A 20,352-nucleotide genomic window follows, 5' to 3' on the forward strand; every position below is an offset into this window, starting at 1 on the left:
GATGTTAGGTTGGGTAATTACCTGTCACGATGATCGGGCGCAAGAGATACTGGATGCGCTGGAGAAAAAACACGGGGCGCTTCTTCAGTGCCGGGCCGTGAATTTCTGGCGAGGATTAAGTTCTAATATGCTCAGCCGTATGATGTGCGATGCTCTGCATGAAGCAGACTCTGGCGATGGGGTGATCTTTTTAACTGATGTTGCCGGAGCGCCGCCGTACCGCGTGGCTTCGCTATTAAGCCACAAACACTCCCGCTGCGAAGTGATTTCTGGGGTAACGTTACCGTTAGTTGAACAGATGCTGGCCTACCGTGAAACGTTATCCAGTGCGGAGTTTCGCGAGCGAATTGTCGAACTGGGTGGGCCTGAAGTTAGTAGTCTCTGGCACCAACAACAAAAGAATCCCCCCTTTGTCCTCAAGCATAATTGGTTCGAGTATTAAATCGCATTCCGATTTTGTTACACTAACGGCGCTGTTTCTCGCCTGGTAGTTTTCTCATGATTAAAAAGATTATTTTTTTACTGCTGCTGGTTTCATCTGGTGTCAGTGCAGCACTTCCCGCGCGTTATATGCAAACGACTCAGGATGCGGCTATCTGGGGAAAAATTGGCGACAAAACGGTTACCGTTGGCAACATTCGTGCCGGGCAGATTATTTCGGTCATCCCAACTGCAGCTGATTATTATGAATTCAATTTTGGTTTTGCTACGGGATATATTGATAAGGGGCATCTGGAACCTGTACAAGGGCGACAAAAAGTTGAAGATGGCCTGGGGGATCTGAATAAGCCACTGAGTAACCAAAATATTATTACATGGAAAGATACTCCGATATACAACGCGCCTGATGCGGGTAGTGCGCCATTTGGCGTGCTGGCCGATAATTTGCGATACCCCATTATTAATAAATTAAAAGATCGTCTGAATCAAACCTGGTACCAAATTCGTATTGGCGAACGACTGGCCTATATCAGTGCGCTGGATGCGCAGCAGGATAACGGTATTCCTGTATTGACCTACCATCATATTTTACGCGATGAAGAGAACACCCGTTTTCGTCATACGTCGACCACGACGTCGGTGCGAGCTTTCAATAACCAGATGACCTGGTTGCGCGATCGTGGATATACCACGTTAACCTTGTATCAACTGGAAGGGTATCTGCGTAATTCAATGAATCTTCCGGCTCGCGCGGTGGTACTGACGTTTGATGATGGCTTGAAATCAGTGAGTCGTTATGCATATCCCATTCTGAAAAAATACGGTATGAAGGCGACGGCATTTATTATTACTTCGCGTATTAAACGTCATCCACAAAAATGGAATCCTCAGTCATTACAGTTTATGAGTATTTCTGAACTGCGAGATGTTCGTGATGTTTTTGATTTCCAGTCACATACTCATTTTTTACATCGGGTCGATGGATATCGCCGACCCATATTACTCAGCCGCAGTGAGCATAATATTCTTTTTGATTTCGAACGTTCTCGCCGGGCGTTAAACCAATTTAATCCACATGTTTTGTATCTTTCTTATCCGTTTGGTGGATTTAATGACAAAGCCGTGAAGGCTGCAAACGATGCCGGATTTCACCTGGCGGTGACGACCATGAAAGGCAAAGTAAAACCGGGGGATAATCCGTTGTTACTAAAACGGCTTTATATCTTGAGAACGGATTCGCTGGAGACGATGTCGCGGCTGGTGAGTAACCAGCCGCAGGGGTGATTATCAGGCAACCTGTACCGGAATCGCTTTCGCGGTACGTTTCATTTCGTTGTCGCCTTCAAAGTAGGCAACGTTGGGCCGCCATGTACGGGCTTCTTCATCTGGCATGGTGACGAAGCTGGCGATGATGACAATATCGCCGACGCTGGCGCAGTGGGCCGCCGCACCGTTAACGGAAATAATTCTCGAACCGCGTTCTGCCGCGATGGCATAGGTGGAGAAACGCTTGCCGTTGGTGACATTCCAGATATCAATGGCTTCGTTTTCGAGAATACCAGCTGCGTCAAGAAAATCCTGGTCAATGGCGCAAGAACCTTCATAGTGCAGGTCCGCATGAGTCACTTTCACGCGGTGGAGTTTGCCCTGCAGCATCGTGCGAATCATAACTTCTACCTTTCTACCCTGTCGTTAACGAAGCAGGCGATGCCTGCTTTGAGGAAATTCTCACGCAGTATTGCCCGATTTTTGTTTAGTGTCTACTCATCTGACGGCATTTGCATCAGCAGTTTGCGTACCGTGCCGAAGCGTGCCATGTAACGCCTGTAACCAATTGAAATTTCTCTGAACGCTGCTCGGTAAACACTAAAGAGGCGGCTGACGACGGCGCGCCTTGACTGGATACTGCCTTCACGCAAGACAACACGGAAGGCAGGGAAGATGGATGCACCGAGTACCACACCGCATGACGCGGTATTTAAACAATTTTTAATGCATGCGGAGACGGCTCGCGACTTTCTGGATATCCATTTGCCAGCGGAGCTACGCGAACTGTGTGACCTCGACACGCTGCATCTTGAGTCGGGGAGTTTTATTGAAGAAAGCCTGAAAGGGCACAGCACTGATGTGCTCTATTCCGTGCAAATGCAGGGTAATACGGGCTATCTACATGTTGTGATTGAACACCAAAGCAAGCCGGACAAAAAAATGGCGTTTCGTATGATGCGTTATTCTATTGCCGCCATGCACCGGCATCTGGAGGCTGACCACGATAAGCTGCCGCTGGTGGTGCCGATTCTGTTTTATCAGGGCGAGGCCACACCTTATCCACTCTCAATGTGCTGGTTTGATATGTTTTACTCGCCGGAGCTGGCGCGACGCGTCTATAACAGTCCTTTCCCGCTGGTGGATATCACTATCACACCGGATGACGAAATCATGCAACATCGGCGGATTGCGATTCTCGAACTGCTGCAAAAACATATTCGCCAGCGCGACTTAATGTTATTGCTGGAGCAACTGGTCACGCTGATTGACGAAGGGTACACTAGCGGAAGTCAGTTAGTTGCCATGCAAAACTATATGCTGCAACGCGGTCATACTGAACAAGCGGATTTGTTTTATGGTGTGGTGAGAGACAGGGAAACGGGAGGGGAGTCTATGATGACGCTGGCGCAGTGGTTTGAAGAGAAGGGGATTGAGAAGGGAATGGAGAAAGGAATGGAGAAAGGAATTGAGAAGGGGATTCAGCAGGGAAGACAGGAAGTAAGTCAGGAATTCGCCCTGCGTCTTCTGAGTAAAGGAATGTCTCGGGAAGACGTTGCAGAGATGGCAAATTTACCTCTTGCTGAGATTGATAAAATGATTAACTAAGTTGTCTGTATTATCAGTTATAGCCAGATAATTGTTATTGTTAACTGACCAGATAATTAAGGGAACCTATGGACATAAAGACACGGAGAGAAACCAGGCAGACGTTGGCGCAGTGGTTTGAAGAGAAGGGATTTCAGAAGGGATTTCAGAAGGGATATAAAGAGGGACTCCAGAAGGTAAGGCTGGCCCAGCGTCTTCTGAGTAAAGGAATGTCTCGGGAAGACGTTGCAGAGGTGACAACTTTACCTCTTACAGAGGTTGATAAGCTAATTAACTCTAACTAAGTTGTCTGCGTTATGAATAATCGCTTACAGATAACGTGGCAATGAATAACTGGCGCCATCAGCCGTAGCGCCAGTTAAATATTACGCCAGTTCGACCATTTTGTTGTCGATCAGGCGAGCATCGCCAAGCCAGGCGGCTACCAGAATCACCGCTCGTTTGCTGTTTTCAGAGATTTCCAGCAAGGTGTCGGCATCGCGAATCTGAATATCATCGGAACGGAAACCTTTTTCATTCAGTTCTTGCCCGGCAATAGCAATAATTTCATCGAGATCCCGTTCGCCAGCCTGCAATTTGTCGGCAATTGAACTTAAGACTTTGTAGAGACCCGGCGCAATTTTACGTTGTTCCGCCGTCAGATAGCCGTTACGGGAACTGAGCGCCAGACCGTCTTTCGCGCGCATAATCGGCACTCCGACAATCTCAATATCAAAGCCCATGTCGGCAACCATTTTGCGGATCAGCGCCAGTTGCTGAAAATCCTTTTCACCGAAGCAGGCGATGTCCGGCTGGACCAGGTTGAACAGTTTGCTGACGATGGTCGATACGCCGCGAAAATGTCCTGGACGGCTGGCACCTTCCAGCATGGTGGAAAGGCCTGGAACATCGACATAGGTGTGGGTTTCTGTACCGTTCGGATAGATCTCTTTTACCGAGGGAGCGAAAACCAGATCCACTTTACGTTTGTTTAGCTTCTCGCAGTCTTCCTGCAAGGTTCGTGGATAACGAGCCAGATCTTCCGGGCGGTCAAATTGCATCGGGTTAACGAAAATACTGACGACGACCACATCGGCGCGGGCTTTGGCTTCGTCAACCAGCTTCATATGACCATCGTGCAGGTTACCCATAGTAGGCACCAGTGCCACGCGTTTGCCTTCCATTCGCAGGCGGCGAATTTGCTGACGCAGCAACGGCAGGGTTTCGATAATTAACACAACGTGACTCCTCAATGGAAACTGTGTTCTTCGCCCGGATAAACACCGGACTCCACTTCAGCTATATACTGACGCACTGCTGCGCGGATGTCGCCCGTTTCGGCAAGGAAATTTTTTGCAAATTTAGGGATATGGCCGCCGGTAATACCGAACGCGTCGTGCATTACGAGGATTTGCCCGTCGGTGACGTTGCCCGCGCCAATGCCGATTACCGGAATCGCCAGCGCTTCGGTAATGCGTTTCGCCAGTTCAACCGGTACGCATTCCAGTACCAGCAACTGTGCACCAGCGGCTTCTAAGGCTAACGCATCGCTGAGCAGTTGATCGCCCGCTTCATCGCCTCGCCCTTGTACTTTGTAGCCGCCAAAAATATTCACTGACTGTGGGGTTAAACCTAAATGACCACACACCGGAACTGCGCGTTCAGTCAGCATGCGTACTGTCTCAACCAACCATGCGCCGCCTTCAATTTTGACCATATTGGCTCCGGCACGCATTACTGTGGCGGCATTTTCAAAGGCCTGTTCCGGGGTGGAATACGCCATAAACGGCAGGTCAGCCAGCAGCAGGCAATTTGGTGCGCCACGACGTACGGCAGCAGTGTGGTAGGCGATATCTTGAACGGTTACCGGGAGTGTTGAGTCGTGCCCCTGAACAGTCATGCCCAGCGAATCGCCAACCAACATCACGTTAAGTCCTTCTTCGGCAAACAATTTAGCGAAGCTGTAGTCGTAAGCGGTTATTGTCGCGAAGCGTTTTTTGTTCTGTTTGCATTTCTGCAATGAAGCAATGGTGGTCGGTTTCATAACGTATCCTGATAAATGATGTTGTGCTGTTTGCATTTTATCAGTCACATTGGTGGGGGCAATGATTTCTCTGTTGTTGCACCGCCATTATCAGGCGGTGCAACGATGCTATCAGGGGTAGGTCACCTGAAAAGTACTGGTGGCTTTTAACTCACCTGACTCTATAGGAATATTTCCGTCTTGTTGTAAGGTCGCCTGGAAATGAAGAGGTTGTGAAGTACCGTTACCATGATCTGGGTAAATCCCATCAGTGGTATCATTTTCTGTTTCGTAATCTTTATAAACAGATGTTGAAACATTGGGTTCCAGTATCATTTTTACACTTTTGTTGGTTGCTAACCCTTCAATTAATACACCAACTCCTTTTGCCGCATCATTACCTGTGCGCGTATTACCCAGAAGTTTCTTGTTTTCTGTGCCGATTTTTGTGGAGACGAGTTTTGTTTCAATATTACGAACACGGATGCAGTTTTGTAAGTTAATATCAAAAGGAACTGGGGTTGCACCATTTTTTATTTGTTGGGAAGTATATTCACCCATTTTTACTGTTGAGCCACTGACAGCTGAACCACTCAAAACGGAGGTGAAGCATGTAGGTAATGTAATTGTTACATTAGTTAGATCAAAATCTATAAAAAGAAAATAACTATGTTCATTAATGCCAATGCCAGCGCCTTCAGCATGAAAAGCATAAAGATAGTCGCGAGTACGTAACAATTGAACCTTCTGGTTTTGTACGGGATCGAAAGAGGAGTCAGTATAAAATTCGACGGTAAGGCTTTGCATAACGCCACCAATAGCCCAGTATCTGCTGGTACTGTTAGCCTTATTACATCCATTTCTCTGTAAATCACTATCTGTGATGCGAAATGCAAAATACTGCTTGGGATTATTACTATCACCAATATATAAACCGGAGCCGATGTTCGTTAGCGTACTATAGGCTGACCAGACATTTGAAATTAACAGTGTGTAATAAAGACCTGGCACTGATGTGCTAAATAACTTATGCCCGTTATAGTTTTTACCTGAATACACCATGGCATTTTCAATAGTCATATCACCACCACTGGCATTCCCACTGGTATTACAGTACAATACCCCTGTTCCGCCACTACCACCCGCACTATCTAATTCCGCCCAGTATAGTTTTACTCCTGTTTGATTAATGCCAGAGCCTGTAGGTTTATAAAAAATTAGGTTGTTTGTGATGGTGGCATATCTGAAAGTTGCTTTTCCATTACCTGAGGGCCCAGCCAGACTAGTGGACGATGGGGGGGGATTTCCTACAACAAAACCAGTGTTAGCCGCGAAGGAAATACTAGAAAGAGATAATAAGAGCAGAATGCAGCACTTTAAAAATGCTTGCGTTTTATATACGATTTTTAGCGTTAACATATTATTATCTTCTTATATTAGAGATTACTCATAGTAGACGTCGACCAGTACAGTACTTTTGACTTGACCGGATGTAATGTTAAGTGCTGGGTTAACTTTTTGCATTCGGGTATAAAATTTCCAGGATGAATTATTCATCTCTGATGACATCACCGGATAAATTGAACGAGAAATGCCAGCTGTATTCAGAACATTGAAGGTGTTTGCCGGGTCCTGGATAGAAAAGATAACGACGCCAACATTACTGGCCCCCGAGACGTTCTCATTATTAAATATTTGCCTGGAGCCTGTTGCCATTACACCGCTAAGAGGGCGGAATTCAATATGCAACTGATTGAGTACATCTCCTGTTCCCTGAAATGCACAGTCTGTCACCGTGATGGTAAATTCTTTTCCGCCAGGTTGATTGTCTTCAGCAGAGGTATTACCGGCAAAATATCCCACACCGACGACGCCAAGATCGATATTACCTTGATTGCTAATTCCGCTTTTGCAGGTGCTATTTTTGACATTAGCCGTCATATCAATATCCATTCCCGCCATGACGGGGTGTATCATTGATAATATTAACGACAGAAATAAACCTGCTTTCTTCGTCATTTTACGTTGGGTGGGATGCATAGTAAGTACCTGATATGGCGACCAGTTAGTTGTAAGTCACGGTAAATGTTGCTGGTGCAGAAAATGTGCCAGCGGTAACGTCGCTGACAGTTTTATCTTTATCAACCACCAGACGGGCGCTCATCGGATAGTCCACTACGTTATTACCTGTGGCGGAGGCAATAATTACCTCTTTATTTGCCGGTGCTGCACAGCTAAATGGAGCCGCACTTCCCGTTGCAGGTACAGTGGTGTCCCAGACTTCTACCACAACGGCGCTTGCTTTGCCGGTACCTGTAGAACCATTTGCAAAACCTGCTCCGTCATTACTGGTCCCTTCGCAAGTTGCGCGTTTGGTCAGGTTTATCAGAGCCTTTTTCCCGGGAATACCCGCGCAGTTTTTAAACTGTAATTTGAAAGTCTTAATTTTTGATTTTGCATTGATTTCAGAAATATAAACATCGCCAAAATCCACTGCAGAAATTTGTTGATTGCTATCATTAACCAGTTTTGCGTCGCAAGTCCCAGTCTCAACAGTGGTAACGACTGTCAGACCGATACTGTCGGTAGCCGCATAGGATGGCGCGACTAACTGGGATGCAGCAAGAATCATACTTACGGATAATCCATAACGTAATTTTTTATACATCATTATTGTCATCCTTGTTATTGATAGGTGAAATTAAAAGTTGCCTTAGCACGAAAATTACCTGGCATGCCTTGACCTGCACCTGTTTCACGCAATGCAACGGTCATTGAGAGACCGTCTGTATTGATTTCTGTCAGGCTCCAGCGAATTTTTTCTGCGCTGTTAGGGGTCAGAAATGTAGAATCATCAGTATTTATTTTTTTAATTCCCATACCAATATAGCTGGTTGTTGAGGATGTGTCTGATGATAATGGCGCTATTAATTTTGGAGCGCTACCAGACTTGTTGCCTGACAGCGTTGTATCAATCCAGCTGATGCCACCGCTACAACCACTGGCAACCAGTTTAAAGTCTGCCTGGGCTTCGGCTGTTTTATTAACTATTTTATCCAATCCCATATTGGGTATTCGTAGTGTGTAATTATCGTTACCATCATCTGTAACACTTGAGCCATTCAGTGCAGTGAGAGTAATATTACAGGTTGTCGCCTTCACCGTTGCGGTGAAATCAACATTAATATCTGTAGCAAATACTGATGGTGAAAATAATATACCCATTAGTATTGTTAATTTATATGGTGTCATTTTTATCATGTGGAGCCCTTGTGGTTACTGAATCTGACAATTAATTCCATTGATGATAATCGTTTGTGCGATCTTTTCTGCTTCTGCGTTTTGTTGATAATGGGCCAGGCAATTTACGGGCTTACCCGCTTCGAGCCATTTAATCTGGATATTACCCTGTTGACTGATACCACGCACAAAAGCTTGCCCGCCCTGGCCGACATTTCCAATATTATTGCCTTGCTCATCATAAATATCCGCAGCAAATGGAATGTTACGACCATCGCTACGTTTAATATTCATAATCGCTGATTGCCCCTGTACCGTTTCAAAACCAGCGAAGATGACAGAGCCCTGACGCGGTACGGCAACAGTACTGGTACTTTTCAATTCAACATCGTTCTCAAGATCGTTAATATCCAGAGCGATGCGGTTTTCATGATATGGCGACAGGGCGCTGGTTACGCCATAGCCCCAGCGATCTACAGTACTATTACCGTAGTTGATACGGGCACCTTTTGCTCCGGGGGCCTGAACCACTGCCAGAGTGTCGGAATCACTAAAGCTGTCGTTACTGAATGTCAGACCTCCACTGTGCAGCACAAAACCACCGTCGGTATTGAGCGAAAACTGACGGCTATTATCACTACTTGCGGAAACCGAACCGGCCAATGTTCCCCAAGGGGATTCATAACTGGCATAACCCCCGATATAACTTAAATCATCGGTGGATTTATTCATCGTATAGCCAGTATTCACACTGTAACTGATGCGATTGTTATCGTTGTAACCACTGCTACTGATATTTAGTTGATTATTACCTTTAAAATCGCTGTTTAGCTGAGTGTCAATATTCTGGAAACCTGAATCACGGTGTTCTGTCCCCAGGAGTTTTTCAATTGGAATGGTGAAACTGAGATAGATACTATCATCGGTTTCACCATCTTCATTCCAGGAACGCTGAGCACTAATGCTATAGCTGCCCCAGGAGGCACTATTGCTGTAGCCAATGGAATAATTGCTTTGATTTTGGCCGGAAGCCCAATAGTCAGACCAGCTTCCCGAAAGATAAAAGGAGCCGTAATCCTTTTTCTCAAATTTCAGCGGTTGGTTAATACTGACCGTAACCTGATTTTTCATGCGCGAGTAATTACGCATGGATTGCGGTTCAAGCTCTTGCTCTGGATGCTTCACTTCATCAATGAGTGTTAAAGCGTCATTAAGACCAAGATAATTCTGCGTTGAATAGCGGTAAGCCGCGATATTTAGCGACGTACTGGTATCTTCGAATAATTTGTTCCACGATAAACGATAGCTCTGCCCCTGGTAGGTTTTATCTTCAGGGATGCGGACATTGGAGTGAGTGACATCGAAAGAAAAAGCACCCAGGGACGTATTTAAACCAAGTCCCAATAATCCGGCAGTATAGTTATTATCGGTGAGCTGAATACCTGTATACGCGGTCAGATAGTTGTTTAGGCCATAGTAGTAGCTGGCCTGAAATAAATTAGGTTCATCCTGAATATCGTCCTTTAATACCTGACCACCACTAATATCCCAGCGACCAACGCCAGGACGTAGCATTTGCACTACCGATGAAAACGGCTGAGAGAAAGTCCGCTTCGAGCCATCAGCTTCTTCAATCGTGACAATGAGGTCGCTGCCATAGCCTGATGGACTGAGATCATCAATAGTAAATGCACCTGGTGGTACTGTTGTTTCATAGATCTTATAACCGCTCTGAGTGATAGTCACTTTTGCGTTAGTGTTGGCGACACCATGAATAACCGGAGCAAAACTGGCTAATGCAGGGGGAAGCATCCGACTGTCGCTGTATAAGCGAACGCCACGAATGCTTACGGAATCAAAAGTTTCCCCAGTGGTATAGGATTCACCAATAATTAATTGCGAACGTAGTGATGCAAGATCGCGCTGCAAATACCGATTCTGAAAATTGTAATCGCTACCAGAATCGTTCATCCAGTTGTAGTTACCTGAAGCGCGCATTCGCCATGCGCCTAAATTCACACCACCATTAAATGAGGCATAAAGGCTGTCATTTTTTCTGCCAGGGCTTTCACTATGATAACCGTTAACGTTATACGAAAGCATGGCAGCATTAATACCATTTTCCCATAATGACGGATCAACATAGTTTTGGTAATTTTTCATGACCCATGCCTGGGGGACATCAATATCCAGACGTTGATCATTCACATCATAGCGCACAGATGATTGCGGGATAATTTCGGTCAGATTGAGACAATCACCGAGTTCTTCATCTCGCTCCAGTAGTACCGCATTTTCACTATGAATATCTGGTTGGGTAATGTGAAACTGCAATATATTCTTCTGGGTGATACAAGCCTGGGCATTTTTCTTCCCGTCAATAACGACAAAAGGGATACTTTGATTAATGACGGGTTGATCATTAACATAAACATTTACGTCGTAAATACCGGGTAGCGTAGGGTTACCTTCACTGTACCGACTAAGGTCGATATTTGAAGCATCACGCCCCATCAGGAAGGTGTGGTCATATTCAACGTGTTCAGCACTTATGCTACAGGAACTATAAAGCAGCGCACAAAGCGTAGCGATCTGCGTGAGGTTGTAAGGATGAGTTGTTGTTATTTTTTGCACGTTTCGCTTCCTGCTGCGTTATATCCCCTGCCTGACTACAGGGTTGCATTGCCTTCAATTGCGCCACCAAAATCATTAATGGCGTAGAAATGAACTTTTGCAGAGCTTGATTTGCCACTCATACCATTCACCTTGATGACATCGTTACTGAATGGCGCAATCATCTTCACGTCGAGTGGATAGCGCTTGCCACTGGTTTCTAGATCACCACTGCTAAAAGAGACGTAATAAGGCGTAGGGTTTGCTACTCGCAAAGCTGTTTGGCCTCCCGCAGTTGCCCATGTCCATTTAAGTGCTAACGGCGCGTCAGACGGATTGCCTTTTAACCCTTCAGGACGATAAAACAATTTGATACGGGTACGAAATGCCAACTGCAGCAGGCTTTGATTTGTAGTTGTTGCGGCATCTGGTTTTGGAGGAACTTCCAGTACGTTAAACCAGAACACACTTTCTCTGTCTTTTGGCAGGACGCTGCTGGCGGTGTACATCAGTTTGATAGTTTGGCCGCGTTTTGCATCAATGCGTGATACGGGCGGAGTCGCAGTAAAGGGTACGGTAATACTGCCAGGCTCAGCATTGTCATCGCCGGTATCCAGCCAACTTTGAACAAGTAATGGGTTATTGCCTTTATTTTCCAGACGAACGCTGACACTTTTTTGGTCGCTTTTATAGATTACGCGTGTACCGGAAATTACGATATCTGCTATAGCTGATGAGCTAAAAGCTACACAGGTTGCGAAGCATAATGCTGCTGTATGTTTAGTGTTGAAAAACATAAACCATTCCTGGCAGAGTTAAAAAAACAGGGAGTAGTATGAAATATCAATATTATTCCCTGTATGTATTCAATTCATGAATATAGATGGAAATGCTTACTGATAAGTAACGGTATATGCAGTGTTAGTTTTTACATAACCAGCGGTGGCTGCCAGGCTCGCATCTGCACGAACATAAGATGCTTTAAAATCATAAGTTGCGGATTTGGAAGTTGCATCCAGTGCTTTGGAATAGATATCGCCAGGATTGTTGATTTTAACCTGCTTAATAGTAGAACCTTCAATATTGTGCAGAGCAATATTAACACCGTCAGATGGCGTATTAATTGACATGTCATTATTCAGTGTTCCTTTACTGTTACCAAAGAAGACTGAACCAAAAGTCATTTTTGCTGTGCTGCCTGGTGCCGGATTAGCTTTACTACAGTCAACAGTGATGCTGAATGGTTTAGCTTTAGCACCAACGGTAGTGTCCAGCACACCCTCAGAGATTTCCGCAACAGTTGCAGTTTGCAGCAGGATCAGGCCATCTTTGTTACCGCCGTCTACGCGGGTTTCACAGGTATTATCAACAACCAGACCACTGATATTTAACTGACCACCGTCCATATCAGCAGAAGCGGAACCTGCAACCATTGCCAGCATAAGACCAGAGAGAGCAAAACCTAATTTTTTAGACATAAAAATCCTTGAACATATTCCATGAGTTCGATCTCTAAGTTGAATTTAATTTTTAGTAAATCAACCAAGAGAAACCGTAGTGAGTTTGTAAATGATGAATGTTTGTTTTACCTATTGTTACATCCATTCATCATTAGGTTGGACATTGTGCATAAAAAAATGAATAAATCCACTTAAATCATCTTTAAGTAAAATTAAATTTCAAAGGAATCAAAAATAGTGTATGGAGGTAATTTTTATGAGTGATAAAAAATATATATTGTTTCGCAAATTTTTATTTATATCAGATTACATTAATTGGCAATGCATCGAATTAGATTTTCAGAATAAATTTATATTCACTAAAATGATGAATTACCATTTGTCAGGTTTAGTAAAACCTTTTTTATGTAAGAGCTTATTTAAAAATAAACCATCAGGAAAAACCAGCTCCGGCGCAATCTCAAACAGTGGCCACAACATAAAGCCACGATTTTTCATATCGTAGTGCGGAACGGTCAGACGTTCGGTATTTATCACTTCATTACCAAACAGCATGATGTCGAGATCCAGCGTGCGTGGTCCCCAGCGTTCAGCTTTACGAACACGACCCTGTTGCAGCTCTATGCGCTGTGTATGGTTGAGTAACTCTTCCGGGGCGAGGGAGGTTTCAAGCGCCACGGCGGCGTTGAGGTAATCAGGTTGATCTTGTGGCCCCAGCGGCGGGGTGCGGTAAAAAGAGGAAACAGCAAGAATTTTGCTTTGAGGAATTTCGCTAAGTGCTTTGACGGCAGCATTGACCTGCTCCAGCGGAGAGGCCAGATTGCTGCCGATGGCGATATAGGCGATGGTCACGCCGTACCCTCACGACGCGGGGCACGTCGGCGTGGACGACGATGACGGCGGCGCGGTGCCGGATCTTCGTCAAGCTCATTAAGCATGCCTTTTTGTTCTGGTGGCGCAGAAACCTGAAATTCACCCCACCATTTTGCCAGGCGTTGCAATTCAGAATTGCGCTCAACTTCGGCACGAAGTGCCAGAAGATCATAAGCCGCACGGAATTTTGGATGCTCCAGCAGCTTCCATGCACGTTTACCCTGGCGGCGCGACATGCGTAACTGCAATTGCCAGATATCGCGGGTTAACGTAGTGAGACGTTTAGGGATCGCCAGCGAACGGCAGGCTTCGTCCAGTACATCATTCATTGCCAGTGCAAAGGCATCTGACCAGGTCAGACCGCTCTCCTGGGCAATGCGTTGTGCTGTCTCCATTAACGGATACCAGAACATCGCTGCAAAAAGGAACGCAGGATTCACGCGCAGACCGTTGTGAATACGGTTATCGGTGTTCTTCAACACCTGAATAATCATCCGTTCCATTGCGCTATCACCGTTTTCGGTGAAGTAACGAGTAATGGTCGGGAACAACGGCTGGAACAGATGGTATTCGCGCAGCAGCTTGTAGGTTTCGTAACCGTAACCTGCCTGCAACAGTTTAAGAGATTCTTCAAACAGGCGAGCTGGCGGTACATCGTTGAGCAATGCGGCCAGGCGCGGGATTGGCTCGGCGGTTTCCGGGCTGATTTGCATGTTTAGTTTCGCGGCAAAACGCACGGCACGTAGCATACGTACCGGATCTTCACGGTAGCGCGTTTCCGGGTTACCAATCAGCCGAATAATGCCTTCTTTCAGGTCTTGCATCCCACCAACGTAATCGCGTACGGTGAAATCCGCCACGCTGTAATACAGGCTATTGATGGTGAAATCGCGGCGCTGGGCGTCTTCTTCGATGGAACCGAAAATGTTGTCGCGCAGCAACATGCCGTTTTGCCCGCGTTGGGATGTCGTGCGGTCGCTGACATTACCTTCGTGGTGTCCACGGAAGGTTGCGACTTCGATAATCTCTGGACCAAACATGACATGAGCAAGACGGAAACGGCGACCTACCAGGCGGCAGTTACGGAACAGTTTGCGAACCTGCTCCGGCGTGGCGTTGGTGGTGACATCAAAATCTTTTGGTTTTTTGCCAAGTAACAGGTCGCGTACACCACCGCCAACCAACCAGGCTTCGTATCCCGCTTTATTGAGCCTGTACATTACCTTCAGAGCGTTTTCACTGATATCTTTGCGAGAGATAGCATGTTGCTCACGCGGGATCACCGTCACCTGTGGACGGGCGGCAGCCTGTTCAGCCTCGCTTTCCTCGCGGCTTAGCACCTTGCGGCAAAAATTAGCGACTCGGGTAAAAATAGTACACCTCGGTAGTGTCAAACATCATTCAGGACAAAAAAATAGCGGCTAATCATAGCTCAGCATGACGCATTTGAGAATGTTGAATTTACAATTGCTGACTCTGGCACTGTGGTGAGCCGCCAGTTGTTCACTGCACTTTGTAATAATTCATTAACACTGAGATCTTGCCACGACGGAAACTCAGGTTGCCCAAGGAAACGTAACGCCGCGATTAGTACCGGGCGTGGATCACCTTTCGGCAACGCAGGCGCATGATTCTGCTTGGAAAGTTTAGCGCCTTGTTGATTTAGCGCCAGCGGTAAATGGATGTAATCCGGTACTTGCCAGCCAAAGAGTTGGTACAGCGAAATTTGCCTTACTGTCGGTTCAATCAGATCAGCCCCACGCACTATTTCTGTAACGCCCTGGAAATGATCATCAACCACAACAGCCAGGTTGTAGGCGAACAACCCATCACGGCGATGAATTATAAAATCTTCCCGGGCCAGTTTTTCGTCAGCGTGAATAACACCACGCAGGCGATCGGTAAATTGTGTCACTGGGTGCGTCTGTTTTATTCGCACAGCTGCATGTTCAGGTCCATGATGCAGCTCACGACAATGCCCGTCGTAAATTCCGCCGACGCTCTGCACCCGTGCACGGGTACAGGTGCAATAGTAGCTCAGCCCTTGTTGCTGTAACCAGGCTAGCGCTTCACGGTAGGCATCGTGACGTTGTGATTGCCAAAGAACTTCGCCATCCCAGTGCAGCCCGTAATGTTCCAGTTGGCGCAGAATGGTATCAGCGGCACCGGGAACTTCACGCGGTGGATCAATATCTTCAATGCGTACTAACCAATGACCGTGTTGGGCACGAGCCTGAAGAAAACTGCCGAGCGCGGCAATCAGAGAACCAAAATGGAGCTCGCCGGAAGGTGAGGGGGCGAAGCGGCCAATATAATGTGTGTCAGTCATCTCTTTGAACAAAAAATAAGGCGGGAGTAATTCCCGCCTGTGGTAAACGTGATGAAACGGTTGGCTTAGCCCGCCATCTGTTTTTCGCGAATTTCAGCCAGCGTTTTGCAGTCGATGCACAAATCAGCTGTTGGGCGCGCTTCCAGACGACGAATACCGATTTCCACACCGCAGGATTCGCAGTAGCCGAAATCTTCGTCTTCAACCTTCTTCAGCGTTTTTTCGATCTTTTTGATCAGTTTGCGCTCGCGGTCACGGTTACGCAGTTCGAGGCTGAACTCTTCTTCCTGGGCTGCACGGTCTACCGGGTCCGGGAAGTTAGCTGCTTCATCCTGCATATGTGTAACGGTGCGATCGACTTCATCCCTGAGTTGATTACGCCATGCTTCCAGAATACGACGGAAGTGCGCCAGCTGGGCTTCGTTCATATACTCTTCGCCCGGCTTCTCCTGGTATGGCTCCACCCCAGCGATGGCGAGAATACTCAGGGACGATGTTTTACGGTTTTGCCCTTCTTGCATGTTGCTTCTCCTTAACACGCACTATCGATCCCCATGTGCGGGGGAAAAAATGAGGCCGCTATAAATAGCAGATGCTTTTCCGGATAGCAATTATCTAAACGTAACACTTGACAAGCTTGTGAGGAAAAGCGTATTTGCGCACGCGACCAGAATGTAAAATAACCAGTTACTTACTCCACTATAACGTAATGGGTAATAATTTTTTAAGCGACATGCCTTCGGCAGAAATTTCAGCTTTATAGGCCAGAATTTCTACCCCCCTTTGCTGAGCTTCAGTCAAAAGTTGCGCGTATTTCATATCTATGTGCCGCGCGGGTGAAAACCGTGTAATGGCTGAATGCAACACGGCAAACAAAATTACCGCTCGTTGCCCCTCAGCCGCTACGCTCATCAATTCCCGAAGATGTTTCTGCCCACGTTGGGTGATTGCATCGGGAAAGTAGCCTTGTCCGTGATCCGCTAACGTAACCGATTTCACTTCAATATAGCAGTCAGGTTGAAACCCTGCCTGTAACATGAAATCGATACGGCTGCGTTCGGCCCCGTATTTTACTTCGCTCCTTAACTCGCTATAGCCTGACAATTCTGAAAGCCAGTCATTCTCAAGGGCTTCTTTCGTCAGACGATTGGCCCAAAGCGTATTCACACAAATCAATGCGCCAGCTTGCGTTTCAGTCAGTTCCCACGTGTGAGGATACTTACGCTTTGTATTCTCTGACGTTGAATACCAGACCGTATCGCCAGGCGTGGCGCAGCCAGTCATTGCACCTGTATTGGGACAGTGTAGCGTCAATTCACGACCATCAGGTGTGATCACATCGGCTAAAAAGCGTTTATAGCGCTGGATTAATGTGGCGCGCTGTAAAGGTGGGAAAAACTGCATCGATCAATTCCTTGTTATGGCGTTAATGTCCAGCGTTGCAATGCTGTATAGCGGGTAGAGCCACGGGTAAACGTGGAGGCATACAGAACAAATTCACTCACCGGAAATGACCAGCAAAATCCTGGTGCGGGAATCGCCACCGCATGGCTTACGTCGCGCAATAGCGTAATGTGCGGATGAAAAGGTTTCGGGCTTTGATAGCAGCCGCTACGTGCGGCCTGTGAGCGCAATAAATTGGCCAGTTGTAGCAGCTCGCGCGGCGGCTGACGTGTTCCCAGCCATATTACACGAGCCCCAGGCCATTGCCCGGCATCGTCGAGTCTTAGGGTGAAACCGGGCTGACGAATTCGCCCGGCAAGCTGGCTGAGGATCTGCTGTTTCTCGCTACTTACGTCACCCAAAAATGCCAACGTCAGATGGAGATTCCCGGCGGCAACCGGGCGGCCCGCTTCCTGGGGAAACTGCTCTGCCCGCCAGTGAACGATTTGTTTGCGGATTTGTGCAGGTAATTCGATAGCAAAGAACAGCTTTTGTGGCCCGGACATGTGAGGTACTCGGTTATGCATTACCGCGATGCTACAATGTGGCGCGAAGATTGTTAACCCTCTGGAGCGTTTTGTGTCGTCGTTGCCCGTTGCTGCCGTCTTACCTGAATTACTTACCGCTCTTGATTGTGCGTCGCAGGTGTTATTAAGTGCGCCAACCGGGGCCGGGAAATCAACCTGGTTGCCGCTGCAACTGCTGGCGCATCCCGGCATTAACGGAAACATTATCCTGCTGGAGCCGCGTCGTCTGGCGGCGCGTAACGTTGCGCAACGACTGGCGGAGCTGCTTAACGAAAAGCCAGGTGATACCGTTGGCTACCGGATGCGCTCGCAAAACTGTGTCGGGCCAAATACTCGCCTGGAAGTAGTTACCGAAGGCGTGTTGACGCGCATGATCCAGCGTGACCCTGAACTGAGCGGCGTTGGATTGGTGATCCTCGATGAGTTTCATGAGCGCAGCTTGCAGGCGGATCTGGCGTTGGCGCTGTTACTCGATGTGCAACAAGGTCTGCGTGATGATCTTAAACTACTGATTATGTCGGCTACGCTGGACAATGACCGCTTGCAGCAGATGCTGCCAGAAGCGCCCGTCGTCATCTCAGAAGGGCGCTCGTTTCCGGTTGAACGCCGTTATTTATCGCTGCCCGCTCATCAGCGTTTTGATGAAGCCGTGGCGGTTGCCACCGCTGAATTGCTGCGTCAGGAACGCGGATCATTACTGTTATTTTTACCTGGTGTCGGAGAAATTCATCGCGTTCAGGAACAACTGGCTTCGCGCATCGGTAGTGATGTGTTGCTCTGCCCGCTGTATGGCGCGTTGTCGCTGAACGATCAGCGAAAAGCGATCCTTCCGGCACCAGAAGGGATGCGCAAAGTGGTGCTGGCAACCAATATTGCTGAAACCAGTTTAACCATCGAAGGTATTCGTCTGGTGGTGGATTGTGCTCAGGAACGTGTGGCGCGCTTTGATCCGCGCACGGGGCTTACGCGGCTGATTACTCAACGCGTTAGTCAGGCATCTATGACGCAGCGTGCGGGGCGTGCCGGACGTCTGGAGCCGGGGATCTGTCTACATTTAATCGCCAAAGAACAAGCAGAACGCGCCTCCGCGCAAAGTGAACCGGAAATCTTACAAAGCGATCTCTCCGGTTTGCTGATGGAATTACTGCAATGGGGATGCAGCGATCCGACGCAGATGAGCTGGCTGGATCAACCGCCAGCCGTGAATTTACAGGCCGCGAAACGCCTGTTACGGATGCTGGGGGCGATGGACGGTGAACGGCTAAGCACGAAAGGGCAGAAAATGGCGACGCTGGGTAACGATCCGCGTTTAGCGGCAATGCTGGTGAGCGCAAAGAGCGACGACGAAGCTGCTACCGCTGCAAAAATTGCCGCTATTCTCGAAGAGCCACCACGGATGGGCAATATCGATCTGGATGTGGCGTTTTCGCGTAATCAACCAGCCTGGCAGCAACGTAGCCAGCAACTGTTAAAGCGCTTAAACGTATGCGGCGGTGAGTCAGACAGTTCGCTTATCGCACCGTTACTTGCCGGAGCGTTTGCCGATCGCATTGCTCGCCGCCGTGGGCAAGATGGACGCTATCAACTGGCAAACGGCATGGGGGCGATGCTCGATGCCGACGATGCGCTAAGCCGCCACGAATGGCTGATCGCACCGTTATTATTGCAGGGCACCGCCTCGCCGGATGCGCGGATTTTACTGGCGCTACTGGTCGATATCGATGAATTAGTACAACGCTGTCCGCAGCTGGTGCAGCAATCGGACACCGTGGAGTGGGATGATGTGCAAGGTACGCTGAAAGCATGGCGTCGGCTGCAAATTGGCCAACTGACGGTAAAAATGCAGCCGCTGGCGAAGCCTTCAGAAGACGAGTTGCATCAGGCGATGCTTAACGGCATTCGTGATAAAGGTTTAAGCGTGCTCAACTGGACGGCGGAAGCGGAACGGCTACGCTTGCGTTTGTTATGCGCCGCCAGGTGGTTGCCAGAATATGACTGGCCAGCGGTTGATGATGAAAGTTTGTTGGCGACGCTGGAAACGTGGCTACTGCCGCATATGACAGGGGTACATTCGCTACGCGGCCTGAAATCACTCGATATTTATCAGGCGCTACGCGGATTACTTGATTGGGGGATGCAGCAACGTCTGGATAGTGAATTGCCTGCGCATTACACTGTGCCGACGGGAAGCCGGATCGCCATTCGTTACCATGAAGATAACCCGCCCGTGCTGGCGGTGAGAATGCAGGAGATGTTTGGCGAGGCCACCAATCCGACGATCGCCCAGGGGCGCGTGCCGCTGGTGCTGGAGTTGCTTTCTCCTGCCCAAAGGCCGCTGCAAATCACACGAGATTTGAGCGCCTTCTGGAAAGGAGCGTATCGCGAGGTGCAAAAAGAGATGAAAGGGCGTTATCCCAAACACGTCTGGCCGGATGATCCGGCAAATACCGCACCGACGCGACGGACGAAAAAGTATTCATGAAGACCAAAGTAAATTTGAGAGATATCTTCTTCTGTCTTGTTACAGAAGAACAGAAAATCGGGCTTTTG

The 20,352-nt window shown here is 47.8% G+C and carries 21 protein-coding genes; 5 read left to right on the forward strand and 16 right to left on the reverse strand.

From position 1 onward, the window contains the following. Nucleotide 1: 1 nt before the first annotated feature. A complete protein-coding gene (locus EFER_RS00990) occupies nucleotides 2-442 on the forward strand; it encodes a PTS sugar transporter subunit IIA (protein ID WP_000901979.1) in 441 nt (146 codons plus the stop codon). A 56-nt stretch (nucleotides 443-498) separates the two neighbouring features. Then, entirely contained in the window at nucleotides 499-1,725 is a 1,227-nt protein-coding gene (locus EFER_RS00995) for a polysaccharide deacetylase family protein (protein ID WP_000591804.1), read from the forward strand. Nucleotides 1,726-1,728: 3 nt separating this feature from the next. Here the strand turns inward: EFER_RS00995 and panD are convergent, their stop codons facing one another. After that, complete coding sequence (panD, locus tag EFER_RS01000; RefSeq protein ID WP_000621515.1) at nucleotides 1,729-2,109, reverse strand: aspartate 1-decarboxylase; 381 nt, start codon at nucleotides 2,107-2,109, stop codon at nucleotides 1,729-1,731. Nucleotides 2,110-2,382: 273 nt separating this feature from the next. Between panD and EFER_RS01005 the strand changes: the two genes are divergently transcribed. Then, complete coding sequence (locus EFER_RS01005) at nucleotides 2,383-3,315, forward strand: Rpn family recombination-promoting nuclease/putative transposase (protein WP_000339927.1); 933 nt, start codon at nucleotides 2,383-2,385, stop codon at nucleotides 3,313-3,315. 68 nt (nucleotides 3,316-3,383) lie between these two features. Beyond that, complete coding sequence (locus EFER_RS24525; RefSeq protein WP_000351998.1) at nucleotides 3,384-3,599, forward strand: RpnC/YadD family protein; 216 nt, start codon at nucleotides 3,384-3,386, stop codon at nucleotides 3,597-3,599. Nucleotides 3,600-3,680: 81 nt separating this feature from the next. On the opposite strand, the gene panC is transcribed toward EFER_RS24525, so the two are convergent. The 15 genes from panC to thpR all read right to left on the reverse strand — a co-directional run bounded on the left by panC (nucleotide 3,681) and on the right by thpR (nucleotide 17,781). After that, entirely contained in the window at nucleotides 3,681-4,532 is an 852-nt protein-coding gene (gene panC / locus EFER_RS01015; protein WP_000905379.1) for a pantoate--beta-alanine ligase, read from the reverse strand. Between the two features lie 11 nt (nucleotides 4,533-4,543). Further along, entirely contained in the window at nucleotides 4,544-5,338 is a 795-nt protein-coding gene (gene panB / locus EFER_RS01020) for a 3-methyl-2-oxobutanoate hydroxymethyltransferase (RefSeq protein ID WP_000805475.1), read from the reverse strand. 111 nt (nucleotides 5,339-5,449) lie between these two features. Next, a complete protein-coding gene (locus EFER_RS01025; RefSeq protein WP_000956757.1) occupies nucleotides 5,450-6,736 on the reverse strand; it encodes a fimbrial-like adhesin in 1,287 nt (428 codons plus the stop codon). Between the two features lie 24 nt (nucleotides 6,737-6,760). After that, a complete protein-coding gene (locus tag EFER_RS01030; protein ID WP_000553772.1) occupies nucleotides 6,761-7,357 on the reverse strand; it encodes a fimbrial-like protein in 597 nt (198 codons plus the stop codon). Nucleotides 7,358-7,382: 25 nt separating this feature from the next. Then, the gene (yadL, locus tag EFER_RS01035; protein ID WP_105223358.1) at nucleotides 7,383-7,991 is read right to left on the reverse strand and encodes a fimbrial-like protein YadL; all 609 of its coding nucleotides are present in this window, start codon (nucleotides 7,989-7,991) and stop codon (nucleotides 7,383-7,385) included. Nucleotides 7,992-8,002: 11 nt separating this feature from the next. Further along, nucleotides 8,003-8,578, reverse strand: a complete 576-nt coding sequence (locus EFER_RS01040) for a fimbrial protein (protein ID WP_000594336.1) — start codon at nucleotides 8,576-8,578, stop codon at nucleotides 8,003-8,005. Nucleotides 8,579-8,593: 15 nt separating this feature from the next. Further along, nucleotides 8,594-11,191 (reverse strand): outer membrane usher protein, encoded by a 2,598-nt coding sequence (locus EFER_RS01045; protein ID WP_001169655.1) that lies wholly within the window; start codon nucleotides 11,189-11,191, stop codon nucleotides 8,594-8,596. 35 nt (nucleotides 11,192-11,226) lie between these two features. Next, nucleotides 11,227-11,967, reverse strand: coding sequence for a fimbrial chaperone (locus EFER_RS01050; RefSeq protein ID WP_000465914.1), 741 nt, complete (start codon nucleotides 11,965-11,967; stop codon nucleotides 11,227-11,229). A gap of 96 nt (nucleotides 11,968-12,063) precedes the next feature. Next, the gene (locus tag EFER_RS01055) at nucleotides 12,064-12,648 is read right to left on the reverse strand and encodes a fimbrial protein (protein WP_000038429.1); all 585 of its coding nucleotides are present in this window, start codon (nucleotides 12,646-12,648) and stop codon (nucleotides 12,064-12,066) included. Nucleotides 12,649-13,002: 354 nt separating this feature from the next. Continuing rightward, a complete protein-coding gene (gene folK, locus EFER_RS01060; protein ID WP_000150769.1) occupies nucleotides 13,003-13,482 on the reverse strand; it encodes a 2-amino-4-hydroxy-6-hydroxymethyldihydropteridine diphosphokinase in 480 nt (159 codons plus the stop codon). Continuing rightward, nucleotides 13,479-14,876: a polynucleotide adenylyltransferase PcnB gene (gene pcnB / locus EFER_RS01065; protein ID WP_206748349.1), complete on the reverse strand. Its 1,398-nt coding sequence runs from the start codon at nucleotides 14,874-14,876 to the stop codon at nucleotides 13,479-13,481. Before pcnB ends, folK begins: the two co-directional genes overlap by 4 nt. Nucleotides 14,877-14,935: 59 nt before the next feature. Beyond that, nucleotides 14,936-15,832 carry a tRNA glutamyl-Q(34) synthetase GluQRS gene (gluQRS, locus tag EFER_RS01070; protein WP_000132641.1) on the reverse strand — a complete coding sequence of 299 codons (897 nt, stop codon included), beginning with the start codon at nucleotides 15,830-15,832 and terminating at the stop codon, nucleotides 14,936-14,938. Between the two features lie 65 nt (nucleotides 15,833-15,897). Beyond that, nucleotides 15,898-16,353 (reverse strand): RNA polymerase-binding protein DksA, encoded by a 456-nt coding sequence (gene dksA / locus EFER_RS01075; protein ID WP_001155227.1) that lies wholly within the window; start codon nucleotides 16,351-16,353, stop codon nucleotides 15,898-15,900. Nucleotides 16,354-16,531: 178 nt separating this feature from the next. Continuing rightward, nucleotides 16,532-17,236 (reverse strand): DNA/RNA nuclease SfsA, encoded by a 705-nt coding sequence (gene sfsA / locus EFER_RS01080; protein ID WP_001159440.1) that lies wholly within the window; start codon nucleotides 17,234-17,236, stop codon nucleotides 16,532-16,534. 14 nt (nucleotides 17,237-17,250) lie between these two features. Continuing rightward, nucleotides 17,251-17,781: an RNA 2',3'-cyclic phosphodiesterase gene (gene thpR, locus EFER_RS01085; RefSeq protein WP_000016488.1), complete on the reverse strand. Its 531-nt coding sequence runs from the start codon at nucleotides 17,779-17,781 to the stop codon at nucleotides 17,251-17,253. A gap of 73 nt (nucleotides 17,782-17,854) precedes the next feature. Between thpR and hrpB the strand changes: the two genes are divergently transcribed. Then, on the forward strand, nucleotides 17,855-20,284 hold the full coding sequence (gene hrpB, locus EFER_RS01090) for an ATP-dependent helicase HrpB (RefSeq protein ID WP_012599872.1): 2,430 nt from the start codon (nucleotides 17,855-17,857) through the stop codon (nucleotides 20,282-20,284). Nucleotides 20,285-20,352: the final 68 nt, after the last annotated feature.

It is taken from the genome of Escherichia fergusonii ATCC 35469 (assembly GCF_000026225.1).
Taxonomy (GTDB): domain Bacteria; phylum Pseudomonadota; class Gammaproteobacteria; order Enterobacterales; family Enterobacteriaceae; genus Escherichia; species Escherichia fergusonii.

Bases quoted from the DNA above. Each gene is read 5' to 3' on its own strand.
- EFER_RS00990 (WP_000901979.1), top strand. From the start codon at position 2: ATGTTAGGTTGGGTAATTACCTGTCACGATGATCGGGCGCAAGAGATA.
- EFER_RS00995 (WP_000591804.1), top strand. From the start codon at position 499: ATGATTAAAAAGATTATTTTTTTACTGCTGCTGGTTTCATCTGGTGTC.
- panD (WP_000621515.1), bottom strand. From the start codon at position 2,109: ATGATTCGCACGATGCTGCAGGGCAAACTCCACCGCGTGAAAGTGACT.
- EFER_RS01005 (WP_000339927.1), top strand. From the start codon at position 2,383: ATGGATGCACCGAGTACCACACCGCATGACGCGGTATTTAAACAATTT.
- EFER_RS24525 (WP_000351998.1), top strand. From the start codon at position 3,384: ATGGACATAAAGACACGGAGAGAAACCAGGCAGACGTTGGCGCAGTGG.
- panB (WP_000805475.1), bottom strand. From the start codon at position 5,338: ATGAAACCGACCACCATTGCTTCATTGCAGAAATGCAAACAGAACAAA.
- EFER_RS01025 (WP_000956757.1), bottom strand. From the start codon at position 6,736: ATGTTAACGCTAAAAATCGTATATAAAACGCAAGCATTTTTAAAGTGC.
- EFER_RS01030 (WP_000553772.1), bottom strand. From the start codon at position 7,357: ATGCATCCCACCCAACGTAAAATGACGAAGAAAGCAGGTTTATTTCTG.
- EFER_RS01040 (WP_000594336.1), bottom strand. From the start codon at position 8,578: ATGATAAAAATGACACCATATAAATTAACAATACTAATGGGTATATTA.
- EFER_RS01050 (WP_000465914.1), bottom strand. From the start codon at position 11,967: ATGTTTTTCAACACTAAACATACAGCAGCATTATGCTTCGCAACCTGT.
- EFER_RS01055 (WP_000038429.1), bottom strand. From the start codon at position 12,648: ATGTCTAAAAAATTAGGTTTTGCTCTCTCTGGTCTTATGCTGGCAATG.
- gluQRS (WP_000132641.1), bottom strand. From the start codon at position 15,832: ATGACTGACACACATTATATTGGCCGCTTCGCCCCCTCACCTTCCGGC.
- dksA (WP_001155227.1), bottom strand. From the start codon at position 16,353: ATGCAAGAAGGGCAAAACCGTAAAACATCGTCCCTGAGTATTCTCGCC.
- sfsA (WP_001159440.1), bottom strand. From the start codon at position 17,236: ATGCAGTTTTTCCCACCTTTACAGCGCGCCACATTAATCCAGCGCTAT.
- thpR (WP_000016488.1), bottom strand. From the start codon at position 17,781: ATGTCCGGGCCACAAAAGCTGTTCTTTGCTATCGAATTACCTGCACAA.